The sequence below is a fragment of the Streptomyces sp. NPDC001515 genome, from assembly GCF_053597115.1.
The window spans coordinates 685,844-700,138 of record NZ_JBSFHN010000001.1; the positions used below are offsets into that span (position 1 = coordinate 685,844).

General features: G+C 72.6%; 10 protein-coding genes. 4 read left to right on the plus strand and 6 right to left on the minus strand.

Translation table 11 applies throughout. The features are described from left to right. Nucleotides 1-88 precede the first annotated feature (88 nt). Entirely contained in the window at nucleotides 89-580 is a 492-nt protein-coding gene (locus ACWCXC_RS03140; protein WP_450681385.1) for an LURP-one-related/scramblase family protein, read from the minus strand. A gap of 64 nt (nucleotides 581-644) precedes the next feature. On the opposite strand from ACWCXC_RS03140, the gene ACWCXC_RS03145 reads away from it, so the two are divergent. After that, nucleotides 645-2,456, plus strand: a complete 1,812-nt coding sequence (locus tag ACWCXC_RS03145; RefSeq protein WP_450886255.1) for an NHL domain-containing thioredoxin family protein — start codon at nucleotides 645-647, stop codon at nucleotides 2,454-2,456. A 145-nt stretch (nucleotides 2,457-2,601) separates the two neighbouring features. On the opposite strand, the gene ACWCXC_RS03150 is transcribed toward ACWCXC_RS03145, so the two are convergent. From ACWCXC_RS03150 to ACWCXC_RS03165, 4 genes are all read right to left on the minus strand, one after another. Further along, a complete protein-coding gene (locus tag ACWCXC_RS03150; RefSeq protein WP_450886257.1) occupies nucleotides 2,602-5,403 on the minus strand; it encodes an AfsR/SARP family transcriptional regulator in 2,802 nt (933 codons plus the stop codon). Between the two features lie 112 nt (nucleotides 5,404-5,515). Continuing rightward, complete coding sequence (locus tag ACWCXC_RS03155; protein WP_450681388.1) at nucleotides 5,516-5,734, minus strand: DUF6458 family protein; 219 nt, start codon at nucleotides 5,732-5,734, stop codon at nucleotides 5,516-5,518. Nucleotides 5,735-5,835: 101 nt separating this feature from the next. After that, nucleotides 5,836-7,134 (minus strand): M18 family aminopeptidase, encoded by a 1,299-nt coding sequence (locus ACWCXC_RS03160; RefSeq protein ID WP_450886259.1) that lies wholly within the window; start codon nucleotides 7,132-7,134, stop codon nucleotides 5,836-5,838. Nucleotides 7,135-7,293: 159 nt separating this feature from the next. Beyond that, nucleotides 7,294-9,120 (minus strand): acyl-CoA dehydrogenase, encoded by a 1,827-nt coding sequence (locus ACWCXC_RS03165; protein ID WP_450886261.1) that lies wholly within the window; start codon nucleotides 9,118-9,120, stop codon nucleotides 7,294-7,296. Nucleotides 9,121-9,268: 148 nt separating this feature from the next. Here ACWCXC_RS03165 and ACWCXC_RS03170 point away from each other — a divergent pair, with 148 nt between their 5' ends. From ACWCXC_RS03170 to ACWCXC_RS03180, 3 genes are all read left to right on the plus strand, one after another. Continuing rightward, nucleotides 9,269-9,706, plus strand: a complete 438-nt coding sequence (locus tag ACWCXC_RS03170) for an SseB family protein (RefSeq protein WP_450681391.1) — start codon at nucleotides 9,269-9,271, stop codon at nucleotides 9,704-9,706. A 197-nt stretch (nucleotides 9,707-9,903) separates the two neighbouring features. Then, nucleotides 9,904-10,860: a pirin family protein gene (locus tag ACWCXC_RS03175; RefSeq protein ID WP_450681392.1), complete on the plus strand. Its 957-nt coding sequence runs from the start codon at nucleotides 9,904-9,906 to the stop codon at nucleotides 10,858-10,860. Between the two features lie 98 nt (nucleotides 10,861-10,958). Beyond that, nucleotides 10,959-12,053, plus strand: coding sequence for an AI-2E family transporter (locus tag ACWCXC_RS03180; protein WP_450886264.1), 1,095 nt, complete (start codon nucleotides 10,959-10,961; stop codon nucleotides 12,051-12,053). 12 nt (nucleotides 12,054-12,065) lie between these two features. On the opposite strand, the gene ACWCXC_RS03185 is transcribed toward ACWCXC_RS03180, so the two are convergent. Further along, nucleotides 12,066-14,156, minus strand: coding sequence for an ATP-binding SpoIIE family protein phosphatase (locus ACWCXC_RS03185; protein ID WP_450681394.1), 2,091 nt, complete (start codon nucleotides 14,154-14,156; stop codon nucleotides 12,066-12,068). Nucleotides 14,157-14,295: the final 139 nt, after the last annotated feature.

The following is a 14,295-nucleotide window of genomic DNA, read 5'->3' on the forward strand; positions in this document are numbered from 1 at the left end:
GATCCGGTCACGCCGGCGCGTTCCGCCCGTCCGACGCGAGGGCCCCTGTTTCACGTGAAACAGGGGCCCTTCGGGCAGGGCATCCGCCTCAGTCCTCGTGCTCCTTCTCCGCGAGGACGATCACGCAGACCGCCACCGCGATGAGGAGGGAGGCGTCGGCGTCGTCGCGGACGATGTCGATGCCGTAGGTGTCGCGGACGGTGAGCCAGCGGCGGGAGATCTGGGCGAGGAGTTCGCCGTCGTAGTCGACGGCGAACTCGCGGTCGAGGATCTTGCCGCTGACGTCGAGTTCGGTCCCGTCGACCAGGGTCACGCGGTAGTGGTTGCGGAGCAGGGAGAGGCGCTTGCGCTTGACCTTGGCCAGTTGTTCGCCGTCGCGCTCGATCAGCATGGTGTCGCGGAGGCTGAGCAGCTTCTGCCGGATCTCCGCGACGATGCGGCCCTGCGCGTCCTTCAGCTCGAAGGTGTCACGCATCCGCATGGCCTTGCCGTCGACCAGGAAGACCTTGCGGCCGTTCTCGTCCTCGATCCAGTAGTCGTCACCGATGCCGAACAGGCGCTCACGCACGAGAAGTCTCATGGCTCACAGGTTCCCCGAGCCCCTGGGGGAATGCGGGGACGCCACGGTGCTGTTGACTGTTCCCATGGCAACACGTGCACGCGTCCGGGCCCCCGAACTCATCGGCAAGGGCGGCTGGCTCAATACAGGCGATCAGCAGTACACCCTCTCCGACCTGCGAGGACGCATTGTCATCCTCGACTTCTGGACCTTCTGCTGTGTGAACTGCCTGCATGTGCTCGACGAGCTGCGCGCGCTGGAGGAGAAGCATCGCGACACCGTCGTGATCGTGGGGGTGCACTCCCCGAAGTTCGTCCACGAGGCGGAGCACCAGGCGGTGGTCGACGCCGTCGAGCGGTACGAGGTGCACCACCCGGTACTGGACGATCCCGAGCTGGCCACCTGGAAGCAGTACGCGGTCCGCGCCTGGCCCACCCTCGTGGTGATCGACCCCGAAGGCTATGTCGTCGCCCAGCACGCCGGCGAGGGCCACGCCCACGCCATCGAGAAGCTGGTCGAGGAGCTGGAGGCCGAACACGCCGCCAAGGGCACCCTGCGACGCGGTGACGGCCCCTACGTCGCGCCCGAGCCGGTCGCCACGCACCTGCGCTTCCCGGGCAAGGCGCTGCTCCTGCCCGACGGCGGCTTCCTGGTCTCCGACACCACCCGCCACCGGCTGGTCGAGCTGGACGCGGACGGCGAGACGGTCCGCCGCCACTTCGGCTCGGGCGAACGCGGCTTCGCGGACGGCGGGCCCGAGACGGTCCGGTTCAGCGAACCCCAGGGACTCGCGTCCCTGCCCGACGGGCGGATCGCCGTCGCCGACACCGTCAACCACGCCCTGCGCGCCCTCGACCTCGCGACCGGCGAGACGACGACGATCGCCGGCACCGGCCGCCAGTGGTGGCAGTCCGCGGCCACCAGCGGCCCCGCCCGGGACGTCGACCTCTCCTCGCCGTGGGACGTCGCCTGGTTCGACGGCAGGCTCTGGATCGCCATGGCCGGGGTCCACCAGCTGTGGACGTACGACCCCGAGGACGGCACCGTACGGGTCGCGGCCGGCACCACCAACGAAGGGCTGGTCGACGGGCCGGGCGCCGAGGCGTGGTTCGCCCAGCCGTCCGGCCTCGCAGCGACCCCGGACCGGCTCTGGGTCGCCGACTCCGAGACCTCCGCCCTGCGCTGGGTCGACCGCGACGGAGCCGTGCACACCGCCGTCGGCACCGGGCTCTTCGACTTCGGCCACCGCGACGGAGCCGCCGGCCAGGCGCTGCTCCAGCACCCGCTGGGCGTCACCGCGCTGCCCGACGGGTCCGTCGCCGTCAGCGACACGTACAACCACGCCCTGCGCCGCTACGACCCCGCGAGCGGCGAGGTCACCACGCTCGCCACGGATCTGCGCGAACCGAGCGACGCCGTGCTGGTGGACGGCGATCTCGTGGTCGTCGAGTCCGCCCGCCACCGGCTGACCCGGCTGCGGCTGCCGGAGGAGGCGGTACGGGTCGCGGACCGGGCCCACCGCACCCAGCGCGCGGCCACCGAGATCGCGCCCGGCACGCTCCGGCTCGACGTCGTCTTCCAGGCGCCCGCCGGACAGAAGCTCGACACCCGGTACGGGCCCTCGACCCGGCTGCTGGTCTCCTCCACCCCGCCGGAGCTGCTGGCCTCCGGCGACGGCGCGGGCACCGACCTCTTCCGCGAACTGGTCCTCGCCGACGGCGTCACCGAGGGCGTCCTGCACGTCTCGGCGATGGCCGCGTCCTGCGACGACGACCCCGACAACGAGTACCCCGCCTGCCACGTCCACCAGCAGGACTGGGGCGTCCCCGTCCGGGTGACCGCCGATGGCGCCGCCCGGCTGCCGCTGGTGCTGGCCGGAATGGACACGGAGGACTGAGACCGGAGGGGCCGGCCGCGCGCCCGCGACCGGCGCCTCCGCCCGTCCGTCGGCGGAGGCCGACCGGATTGCCGGGCGCGTCCCGCTCACCCCGTGGCCAGGAGCACCCGGCCCGCCCGTCGGCCGGCGGGCGCCGCCGGTCCACTCACCCGTCGGCGGCCAGCCGCCGTACCGCCCGCTCGTACCGCCGTACGTGCTCCGGGGCGGCCGTCACCCGCAGCAGCGCCTCCAGCGCCCGCACCGCGCCCTCGTCGTAGCCGGCCCGCTCGGCGTCCGCCGCCGCCAGATCCAGCAGCCGCGCCCCCTCGTCCTCCTCGCCCAGCGCGAGCCGCGCCTCCCCGCTCACCGTCGTCAGGAGCACCCGGCGGGCCGTCTCCTCGGGCTCGGGGCCCAGACCGAAGGCGGCGCCGGCCGAGTCCAGGGCGTCCCGCGGCCGTCCCGCCGCGAGCTGCATCCGGGCCAGGTGCTGGAGGGCCAGCATCTCGGTGTGCGCGTCGGACTCCTTCCGGGCCAGCTCCAGCGCCCGGCCGCACCCCTCCAGCGCCAGATCGAGCCCGCCCTGCTCGGCCTGGACGAGCGCCAGGTTGATCAGCGCGGTCGCCTCGCCGAGCCGGTCCCCGACCTGCCGGGCCAGCCCCGGCGACGGCTCCAGCAGGGCCACCGCCTCGCCCGTCCGGCCCTCCTCCGTCAGCACCCAGCCCAGCAGATTGCGCACCCGGGACTCCGCGTACGGATCCCCGATCGCCTCCGCCGCCGCCAGGGCCAGCTCCAGCATCGGCGCCCAGCCGTCCCGTACCCGCCACACCACGTGCGGCCACTGGAGCAGGATGATCCGCCAGGCCCGGTCGTCGAGACCGGCACTCCGGGCGGCGGCCGCCGCCAGCGACAGGTCCTCGCGCTCGGCCGCCAGCCAGTCCATCGCCTCCGCCCGGTCGGTGAAGTCCCGAACGGCGACGGGCCGCCGGAAGTCCTCGGGCAGCACGAAGCACGGCTCCCCGCCCGGTTCGGCGGTGTCCGCCGCGGCGAGCGCGGTGGCGATGTAGTGGTCGAGCACACCCAGCAGCGCGCCGGGCCCGGCCGCCGGGTCCAGCCCCCGCGCGTACAGCCGCACCAGATCGTGCAGTATCCAGCGCCCCGGCCCCGCCTCGGTGACCAGATGGGCGCCGGCGAGCCGTTCCAGCGCGGTCGCGGCGGTCACCGGATCGGTGCCGGCCAGCGCGGCGGCCGTGTACGGGTCGAAGTGGCTGCCCGGGTGGTGGCCCAGCCGGGCCAGCTGGTGCACGGCGTCCGGGGGCAGATGCTGCACGGTCAGCCGCAGCGCGGCGGAGACCCCGGTGTCCTCCACGTCGAGATAGCTCAGCCGGCTCCGCTCGTCGGCCAGCTCGTCCGCCATCCCGGCCAGCGTCCACTGCGGGCGCCCCGCCAGCCGGGCCGCCGTGACCCGCAGGGCCAGCGGCAGTCCGCCGCACAGCTCGGCGAGCCGCCGGGCCGCCACCGGCTCCGCGCGCACCCGCTCCTCGCCCAGCACCCCGGCCAGGAGCGCGGTGCCGTCCAGGGGTTCGAGCACGTCCAGCGGGACCGGGACGGCGGCCTCGGAGGCGATCAGCCCCTCCAGCCGGTGCCGGCTGGTGATCAGCGTGACGCAGTCGGCGCCCCCCGGCAGCAACTGCCTGACCTGGGCGGAGTCCCGGACGTTGTCCAGCACGACGAGCAGGCTGAGCCGGTCGGTCAGGGAGCGGAAGAGCGCCGCCGCACCGGCCACCGACTCCGGGACCCGGCGCGGCGCGACCCCGAGCGCCAGCAGGAACTCCCGCAGCACCTCCAGCGGCGTCGGCTCGCCCGTGTCGCCGAAGCCGCGCAGATCCGCGAAGAGCCGCCCGTCCGGGAACGCGGCGGGGGAGCGGCGCGCCCAGTGCAGGGCCAGCGCGGTCTTGCCCACCCCGGCCGGCCCGGTGACCAGGCAGACGGGCGCCTCGCCCGCGGCGGCCCGGGAGATCGCGGTCAGTTCGGCGGCGCGCCCGTGGAAGCCCCGGGGGGCCCGGGGCAGCAGATCGGCGGGGTGCGCCGGGGCCGGAGCGGGGAGGACGGGCCCGGTGTCGGGGCGGGGCACGACCGGGCCGCGCCGGTCCCGCGCGCCGGGCACCACCACCGGTTCCGGCTCCGCCGGACGCGGAACCCCGGCCGGATCCGCCACGGCCGGCGGTTCGGGTTCACCGCGCAGGATCTGCGCGTACGCGTCGGCCAGTTCGCGCCCCGGATCGATGCCCAGCTCGTCGGCGAGCAGCCGGCGGGTGCGGTGGAAGCAGTCCAGGGCCTCCGACTGGCGGCCCGAGCGGTACAGCGCGGTCATCAGGGAGGCGGCCAGGGTCTCCCGCATCGGATGGGCGACGGACTCCGCCCGCAGCACGGCCGCCGCCCGGTGGTGCTCACCCTGTTCGCCGTAGGCGCGGGCCAGTTGCTCGACCGTGGCCAGCCGGGACTCCTCCAGCGCCTGCACGGCCGCCTGGAGCGGGGCGCTGGGATACGTACCGGTGAGGGCCGGGCCCTGCCACAGCGACAGGGCCTCCTTCAGCATGAGGACCGTGTCGGCCGGGGTGCGCTGCTCCCGGGCCAGCATCAGCAGTTCCTCGAAGCGGTGCGAGTCCAGCAGCGTCTCCGGCACCCGCAGCACATAGGCGTCGCCCAGGGTGGCCAGTTCCACCCCGTACGCCTCGGCGTCCGCCCCGACCAGCAGGGCGCGCAGCCGCGAGACATGGCCCTGGATGACGGTGCGGGCGTGCAGCGGGGGCGCGTCGTCCCACAGGCAGTCCGTCAACCGGGCCATGGACACCGGGGTGTTGGCGCCGAGCAGCAGCGCGGCCAGCAGGCTGCGGCGCTTGGCGGGGCCGAGCGGCAGCGGCCCGGTCAGCGTGTCGACGCAGACCGGGCCGAGCAACCGGAACTCCACGAGCGGCTCCCTGACAGGCGTGGCGCGCCCGGTTCCGGGTCACGGACAAGTGCCCAGAATATCGGGGTTCACCGGACATCGGACCACGCGGTCCGGCCGCTCCGGGGCCGGATCAGAGCCTGCGGTCGTCCTCGGACACCACGGTGGTGGAGGGCGGGACGACCATGCGCCTGCGCCGCATCACCGACGCGTAGACGCACACGCCGACCACGCCGACGACCATCAGGATCCAGCCGACCAGTTGGACGTTGACGCTGTCCAGTTCCCAGTCCGTCGCGAAGGCCAGGATCGCCCCCACGCCGATGAGAATGATGCATCCTCCGAGTCCCATTGATTCCGCCTCCTCGACGGTCCGGAGGCTCCGGACCGTGTATGCGGCGGGTACCCGGCCCGGCCGACGCCATGCGGCGGGCCGGGCAGCGGGTCGGGCGGTCAGCCCTCCAGGAACGCGGCCAGGGCGTTGGCCAGGTGGGCCGGGTCCTCGGCGCCGCACAGCTCACGGGCGCTGTGCATGGACAGGATGGCCACACCGATGTCGACCGTCTGGATGCCGTGGCGGGCGGCGGTGATCGGGCCGATCGTCGTGCCGCACGGCATCGAGTTGTTGGAGACGAACGCCTGCCACGGCACGTCCGCCCGCTCGCACGCCTCGGCGAACACGGCCCGGCCGCTGCCGTCGGTGGCGTACCGCATGTTGACGTTGACCTTCAGGATCGGTCCGCCGTTGACGACCGGGTGGTGCGTCGGGTCGTGGCGCTCCGCGTAGTTGGGGTGGATGGCGTGGCCGGTGTCCGAGGAGAGGCAGACGGTGCCGGCGAAGGCGCGCGCCCGGTCCTCGTACGTGCCGCCGCGCGCGAACACGGAGCGCTCCAGGACCGTGCCGAGCAGCGGACCGTCCGCGCCGGTGTCGGACTGCGAGCCGTTCTCCTCGTGGTCGAAGGCGGCCAGCACCGGGATGCAGGGCAGCTCGGCGTCGGGCAGGCCGGCGACGGCGGCGAGCGCGGCGGTCGCGGCGTGGACCGAGAGGAGGTTGTCCATGCGCGGACCGGCGACCAGCTCGCGGTCGCGGCCCAGGTAGGAGGGGGCCTCGACGGGGTGCGGCATGAGGTCCCAGCCGGTGATGTCCTCGGCGTCGACGCCCGCCTCCTCGGCGACGAAGCGGATGAGGTCGCCCTCGGCCACGTCACCGAGGCCCCAGATGGGCTGCATGTGCTTCTGGCGGTCGAGCTTGAGCCCGTCGGGGTTGACGGAGCGGTCCAGGTGCACGGCGAGCTGCGGCACCCGCAGCAGCGGCCGGGCGATGTTCACCAGCCGGTGCGTGCCGTCGCGCAGCGAGATGCGCCCGGCGAGCCCGAGGTCGCGGTCCAGCCAGGTGTTCAGCAGCGTGCCGCCGTAGATCTCCACGGCGACCTGCCGCCAGCCGTACGCCCCGGTGTCGGGCAGCGGCTTCACGCGCAGGTTCGGCGAGTCCGTGTGCGCGCCGACGATCCGGAACGGGGTGTGGGCCTCGGCGCCCTCCGGCACGTACCAGGCGACGATCGCGCCACCGCGCAGGACGTACTTCCCCCCCGTCGTGCCGTCCCAGGCCGCCGTCTCCTCGACCTGGCGGAACCCGGCCTTCTCCAGCCGCGCGGCGGCGGTCGCCACGGCGTGGTACGGGGAGGGCGAGGCCATCAGGAAGGCCATCAGGTCATCGGTGTGCGTGCGGTCGAAGCGGGGGGAGGTGCTCATGCTCTTCACTGTAACGAGAGAGCGCTGTCCGCTATCCGGTGCCCGGGGGTCGCGCCCCGGAGCGTGCCGGTCGCCGCGCGGCCGTCGTGCGGCACCACGCACGGCACCGCCACCCGGAAGCGTGTCCGGGTGGCGGTGCGTGGTGACGGCGGGAAGCCCCTAGAACGCGGCCTCGTCCAGCTCCATCAGCGAGTTGTCGACGGACTCCGCGAGCGCGCGCTCGGTGCTCACGCCCGGCAGGACGTTCGCGGCGAAGAACTTCGCGGCGGCGATCTTGCCCTGGTAGAAGGGGACGTCCTTCGCGGCGGCGGACGGCAGCTTCTCGGCGGCCACGGCCGCCCCCTTCAGCAGCAGGTAGCCGACGACGACATCGCCGGAGGCCAGCAGCAGACGGGTGGAGTTGAGGCCGACCTTGTAGATGTTGCGGACGTCCTCGCCGGTGGCGGTGAGGTCGGTGATCATCGTGCCGACGATCGCCTCCAGGTCCACGGCCGCCTTCGCGAGCTGGTCCAGCGCGCCGCCGAGCTCGGCGTGGCCCTGGTGGGCCGAGAGGAACTTCTTGATCTCCTCGGAGAGCGCGTTGAGCGAGGCGCCCTGGTCGCGGACGATCTTCCGGAAGAAGAAGTCCTGGCCCTGGATGGCCGTGGTGCCCTCGTACAGCGTGTCGATCTTGGCGTCACGGATGTACTGCTCGATCGGGTACTCCTGGAGGTACCCGGAGCCGCCGAAGGTCTGGAGCGACTGGGCCAGCTGCTCGTAGGACTTCTCCGAGCCGTAGCCCTTCACGATCGGGAGCAGCAGGTCGTTGAGGCCGTGCAGCGCCTTGGCGTCCTCGCCCGCAGCCTCCTTCTCCTGGATCGCGTCCTGGACGGAGGCGGTGTAGAGGACGAGGGAGCGCATGCCCTCGGCGTACGCCTTCTGCGTCATGAGCGAGCGGCGGACGTCGGGGTGGTGCGTGATGGTGACCTTGGGGGCCGTCTTGTCCATGAACTGCGACAGGTCGCTGCCCTGGACGCGCTCCTTGGCGTACTCCAGCGCGTTGAGGTAGCCGGTGGAGAGGGTGGCGATGGCCTTCGTGCCGACCATCATGCGGGCGAACTCGATGATGCGGAACATCTGGCGGATGCCGTCGTGCTTGTCGCCGATCAGCCAGCCCTTGGCGGGGTGGTTGTCGCCGAACGTCATCTCGCAGGTGTTGGACGCCTTGAGGCCCATCTTGTGCTCGACGTTGGTCGCGTAGACGCCGTTGCGCTCGCCCAGCTCGCCGGTGGTCCAGTCGAAGTGGAACTTCGGGACCATGAAGAGGGAGAGGCCCTTGGTGCCCGGTCCCGCGCCCTCGGGGCGGGCCAGCACGTAGTGGATGATGTTCTCGGACATGTCGTGCTCGCCCGAGGTGATGAAGCGCTTCACGCCCTCGATGTGCCAGGAGCCGTCCTCCTGCTCGACGGCCTTGGTGCGGCCGGCGCCGACGTCGGAGCCGGCGTCCGGCTCGGTCAGCACCATCGTCGAGCCCCACTGCTTCTCGACGGCGATCTCGGCGATCTTCTTCTGCGCCTCGTTGCCCTCCTCGAAGAGGATGCCGGCGAAGGCGGGACCGGAGGAGTACATCCACACGGCCGGGTTGGCGCCGAGCAGCAGCTCCGCGTAGCCCCAGATCAGGGAGCGGGGCGAGGTCGTGCCGCCGATCTCCTCGGGCAGGCCCAGGCGCCAGTACTCGGAGTCCATGAACGCCTGGTACGACTTCTTGAAGCTGTCCGGGACCGGTGCGGTGTGGGTCTCCGGGTCGAAGACCGGCGGGTTGCGGTCGGCGTCCGCGTAGGACTCCGCCAGCTCGTTCTCCGCGAGGCGGGCGACCTCGTCGAGGATGCTCTTCGCCGTCTCGACGTCCATCTCCGCGAACGGTCCGGTGCCGTACAGCTTGTCGCGTCCGAGGACCTCGAAGAGGTTGAACTCGATGTCGCGGAGATTCGACTTGTAGTGCCCCATGGGAAGGCTCCGTAATCAATAGCAGTGGCGCGCAGCGCCCCGTGGAGGGGTGGCCCGGACGTATCAGCTGACCTCTCCGATGATGCTACCCGCCAGTAATAAGACGCAACCCCTCTTGGGCCAGATGTGTCCGATTACTCTTTGTCCCATGTACGGCTACGACCAGAACCAGGGCGCACAGCAGCCGATGGGCGGCTACGGCGAGCAGCCGCTGTATCCCGAGCCCTCGCCGCCTTCGCTGGGCGACGCCGTCCGGGCCTTCACCACGGGTTCGCTGGCCGCCGAGGACTTCCAGCAGATCTTCGCGACCTCGAAGGTCTACTGCCCGCGCGGCGACAATCCGGGGTTCCTGGCGCTGCACAACACCCAGCAGCCGGTGATCCCGATGTTCACCACGCTGAAGGAGCTGCGGCTGTACGCGGGCAAGGACTCCAAGTACTTCGTGATCACCGGCGCCGAGGTGATCGACCTGCTGCCCACCGGCTACGGCTTCGTCCTGGACATGGAGGGCGAGCACCGCATCGTCTTCGACGCCAAGGCCGTGGAGCAGATGGTCGACTTCGCGATGCGTCGCATGTACGGCTGACCGCGCGCTCCCGCGCCTTCGGAAGGGGCCCGTGCCGCTGGGTACGGGCCCCTTCCGCGTGTGCGGGGCGGGCCCGTTCCGCGCGTGCGGATCGGTCCGTTCCGCGTGTGTGGAGAGGCCCGGGAATGAACTCCGCCTTGCAGGATGTTCACCATTCAACTAAATTGGTTCCAGAACGATCCCCGGAGGTGGCTCCCATGCCCGCAGTGACCGTCGAGAACCCGCTGACCCTGCCCAAGGTCGTCGCGTCGGCCGACGCGACCGCACGCCCCGTGCTCGCCGTCACCACGGCGCCGAGCGGCTTCGAGGGCGAGGGCTTCCCGGTCCGCCGCGCCTTCGCGGGGATCAACTACAAGTACCTCGACCCGTTCATCATGATGGACCAGATGGGCGAGGTGGAATACGCCGCCGGCGAGCCGAAGGGGACCCCCTGGCACCCCCACCGCGGCTTCGAGACCGTGACGTACCTGATCGACGGAACCTTCGTCCACCAGGACTCCAACGGAGGCGGCGGCACCATCCGCAACGGTGACACCCAGTGGATGACGGCCGGTTCCGGCCTGCTCCACATCGAGGCGCCGCCGGAGTCCCTCGTCCAGTCCGGCGGCCTCTTCCACGGCCTCCAGCTCTGGGTGAACCTGCCCAAGGCCGACAAGATGATGGACCCCCGCTACCAGGACATCCGCGGCGGCCAGGTCCAGCTGCTCGCCTCCCCCGACGGCGGCGCGCTGCTCCGGGTGATCGCGGGCGAGCTCGACGGCCACGAGGGCCCGGGAATCACCCACACCCCGATCACGATGATCCACGCCACCGTGCGCCCCGGCGCCGAGGTGACGCTGCCGTGGCGCGAGGACTTCAACGGCCTCGCGTACGTGCTCGCCGGACGCGGCACCGTCGGCGAGGAGCGCCGGCCGGTCCACATGGGCCAGACCGCGGTCTTCGGCGCCGGCTCCTCGCTGACCGTCCGCGCGGACGAGAAGCAGGACGGCCACACCCCGGACCTGGAGGTCGTGCTGCTCGGCGGCCGTCCGATCCGTGAGCCGATGGCGCACTACGGGCCGTTCGTGATGAACAGCCAGGCCGAACTGAAGCAGGCCTTCGAGGACTTCCAGGCCGGCCGCCTCGGCACCGTGCCCGCCGTCCACGGCATGTGAGTTGCGGTCGTACGGGTGACGGGCCGCCGCATGACGGCCCGTCACCCGTACGGCGGCGCGGGCGGGACACCACCCGCACGGCGTGATCGGGTGGAAGGGTGCAGACCCAGAAGCCCCTCCTGCCCGAGGCCGCCCGGCGGACGGCCGCCTGGTGCGGTGTCGTCCTCCTGGTCGCCGGTGTGGCCGGTGTCGCCGTCTTCCTGTGCATCGTCCTGAAGACCGCGGTCACGCCGGTCCTCCTCGCCCTCCTCGGCACCGCGCTCCTGGGACCCGTCAACCGCCGGCTCACCGCGCGGGGGGTGAACCGCTCGGTGGCCGCCGGGATCACCTGTGTGCTGCTCCTCGCGGTCGGCGGCGGCGCCGTCTACATCGTCGTCGCGGCGCTCATCGAGACCGGTGACCAGATCGTCGCCTCGCTCAAGGACGCCGGGCAGTGGGTCATCGACCACTTCGGTCTCGAGGACGGCGCGAACGTGGACGCGCTCGCCGACAACGCCAAGAAGCTCGTCGAGAAGTTCGGCGCGAGCGCGGCGGGCGGGCTGCTCTCCGGCATCAGCCTGGTCGGCTCGTTCCTCGCCACCGCCGTCCTCTCCTTCCTGCTGACCTTCTTTTTCCTGCGCGACTCCGACCGGGCCGCCAACCTCGCGCACACCGTCGCCCCCCGGGGCACCGGGGACCTGGTCGAGGCGATGGGGCGGCGCGCCTTCGAGGCCGTCGAGGGCTTCATGCGCGGGACCACGTTCATCGCGCTCATCGACGCCGTCTGCATCACGATCGGGCTGCTGATCCTGCGGGTGCCCGGGGCGGTCGGGCTCGGCGCGCTCGTCTTCGTCGGCGCCTACATCCCGTATCTGGGCGCCTTCCTCTCCGGAGCCGTCGCCGTCCTGGTGGCGCTGGCCGACCGGGGCTTCGCGATCGCCCTCTGGGCGCTCGGGGTGGTGCTGGCCGTCCAGGTGCTGGAGGGCCACGTCCTGCAACCGATGATCCAGAGCCGGACCGTGCAGATGCACCCCGCGATGGTCATGATCGCGCTGACCGCCGGCGCGAGCGTCGCCGGACTGCTGGGGATGCTCCTGGCCGTACCCCTCTGCGCCGCCGCCTTCGGCATCATCGGCGAACTGCGCGCCGGTCCGCCCCCGCCCCCCGAGGAGCCGGCCGCCCCGCCCGGCGAACCCGGGCCCCGCACCCCGTAGCCCCCGGGAGCGTCACCCCGGCGGCAGCTCGTCCTCGTACAGCTCGAACCAGATCGACTTTCCCGCGCCCCGGGGGTCCACTCCCCACGCGTCGGCCAGCATCTCCATCAGGACCAGCCCCCGGCCGCTGGAGGCCATCTCGCCCGGCCGCCGCTTGTGCGGCAGCTCGTCGCTGCCGTCCGAGACCTCGACCCGCAGCCGCCGCTCCCCGTGCTCCCCGACCGCCTGCGCCACCATCAGGGCGTCGCCGTCCGTGTGCACCAGCACGTTCGTCACCATCTCGGACACCATCAGCACCGCCGAGTCGACCTGCTCGGCGTCCGCCCAGTCGTGCAGCATCTCGCGCAGCAGCTGCCGGGCGGCGGCGATGCGCTCCGGTTCGGCCTGGGCGATGCTCAGCGCGGTACGGCGGGGCGCGCCCGGATGTGCGGTGGTGGCCTCGCGCCGCAGCAGCAGGACGGCGACGTCGTCCTCGCGCCGGTCGGCGAGCGGGCCCGTCGTGTAGTGCGAATCGGGCCCGTGGACCGCCTGCACCAGCGCGTCGGCGAGCTTCTCCAGATCCTCGGCACGCCGCTCCAGGATCGGCCGCAGCCGCACCCAGCCGGTGGCCAGATCGTGACCGCCGGTCTCGATCAGCCCGTCCGTGCACAGCATGATCGTCTCGCCGGGCTCCAGCGTCACCCGGGTCGTCGGATAGTCCTCGTCCGCCTCGACGCCCAGCGGCAGCCCGCCCTCGGTCTGCCGGATGACGGCCGTGCCGTCGGCGGTCACGACGACCGGATCGGGGTGCCCGGCCCGCGCGATGTCCAGGACGCCGGTCTCCGGGTCCGCCTCCGCGTACAGACAGGTCGCGAAGCGGGCGCCGCGCACGGGGTCCTCGGACGCGTCCGTGAGGCCGGACAGGAAGCGCGAGGCACGGGCGAGGACCGCGTCCGGGCGGTGGCCCTCGGAGGCGTACGCGCGGAGCGCGATCCGCAGCTGGCCCATCAGCCCCGCCGCGCGCACGTCGTGCCCTTGGACATCGCCGATGACCAGGGCGATCCGGCCGTTCGGCAGGGGGATCAGGTCGTACCAGTCGCCGCCGACCTGGAGCCCGCCGCCGGTCGGGACATAGCGCGCCGCCACCGTCATCCCGGGGATGTCCGGCCCGAGCGAGGGCATCATCGCGCGCTGGAGGCCCAGCGACAGCTCCCGCTCGGACTCCGCGGCCTCCGCCCTGGCCAGTGCCTGGGCGAGCATCCGGGCCACGGTCGTCAGCACCGAGCGCTCGTCCGGCGAGAACGCCACCGGATGGCGGAACCCTGCCATCCAGGTGCCCATCGTGCGCCCGGACACGATCAGGGGCAGAAAGGCCCAGGACCGGCGTCCGAACCGCCGCGCCAGCGGCCAGGTCGCCGGATAGCGGCTGCGGTAGTCCTCGGGCGAGGCCAGATAGATCGCCCGCCCGGTCCGCACGACCTCGGCCGCCGGATAGTCGGTCTCCAGCGGCATGTTCGTGAAGGGGCCCTCGTCGCCCACGTCGTGCCCGTGGTGGCCGATGATCGTCAGCCGCTCGCCGTCCACCCCGAAGACCGCCAGACCGTCCGGCGAGAAGCCGGGCATGGAGAGTGCCGCGGCGACCCGCAGCACCTCCGCCGTGGACCGGGCCTCGGCCAGCGCCCGTCCCGCGTCCAGCAGGAACGCCTCCCGCGAACGCCGCCAGTCGCCGGTGATGGGGGTGTGCGCCCCGATCGTGCCCGGCTGCGGCTCCGCCACCTCCTGGAGCGTGCCGACCAGGACGTATGCCTGCCCGTCGGCCGGTTCGGACATCAACGGCTTGGAGCGGCTGCGCACGGTCCGCAGCACCCGGCCGTGCTCGTCCATGATCCGCAGCCGGGATTCGGCGAGCGTGCCCTCGGCGACCGCGAGGTTCACCACCCCCGCGATCTCGTTCCAGTCGACGGGGTGGAAGCGCGCGCGCACCTCGGTAGCGCGGTAGACGCCGTACTCGGCGGGCAGCTCCAGCAGCCGGGCGGCCTCCGCGTCGAGGGTGACCGTCCCGGCCCGGTTGTCCCAGCGCCAGAGACCGGTCGCGGTCGCGGCCAGGACGTCCTCGGTGCGCATTGCCCTACTTTATGGAGATGTGCGCCCGGGACGCCACCGAGGGGCCGTGAGCGGAGCTGCCGGACGATCTTGGTGCGGACAATGACAATGAAACGCTCCGGTCGCGGGCGGTAGCCTGGGGAGGCTGAATCCACCCCAA

Coding starts and splice junctions, on each gene's coding strand:
- ACWCXC_RS03140 (WP_450681385.1), bottom strand. CDS start 580: ATGAGACTTCTCGTGCGTGAGCGCCTGTTCGGCATCGGTGACGACTAC.
- ACWCXC_RS03145 (WP_450886255.1), top strand. CDS start 645: ATGGCAACACGTGCACGCGTCCGGGCCCCCGAACTCATCGGCAAGGGC.
- ACWCXC_RS03155 (WP_450681388.1), bottom strand. CDS start 5,734: ATGGGACTCGGAGGATGCATCATTCTCATCGGCGTGGGGGCGATCCTG.
- ACWCXC_RS03160 (WP_450886259.1), bottom strand. CDS start 7,134: ATGAGCACCTCCCCCCGCTTCGACCGCACGCACACCGATGACCTGATG.
- ACWCXC_RS03165 (WP_450886261.1), bottom strand. CDS start 9,120: ATGGGGCACTACAAGTCGAATCTCCGCGACATCGAGTTCAACCTCTTC.
- ACWCXC_RS03170 (WP_450681391.1), top strand. CDS start 9,269: ATGTACGGCTACGACCAGAACCAGGGCGCACAGCAGCCGATGGGCGGC.
- ACWCXC_RS03175 (WP_450681392.1), top strand. CDS start 9,904: ATGCCCGCAGTGACCGTCGAGAACCCGCTGACCCTGCCCAAGGTCGTC.
- ACWCXC_RS03185 (WP_450681394.1), bottom strand. CDS start 14,156: ATGCGCACCGAGGACGTCCTGGCCGCGACCGCGACCGGTCTCTGGCGC.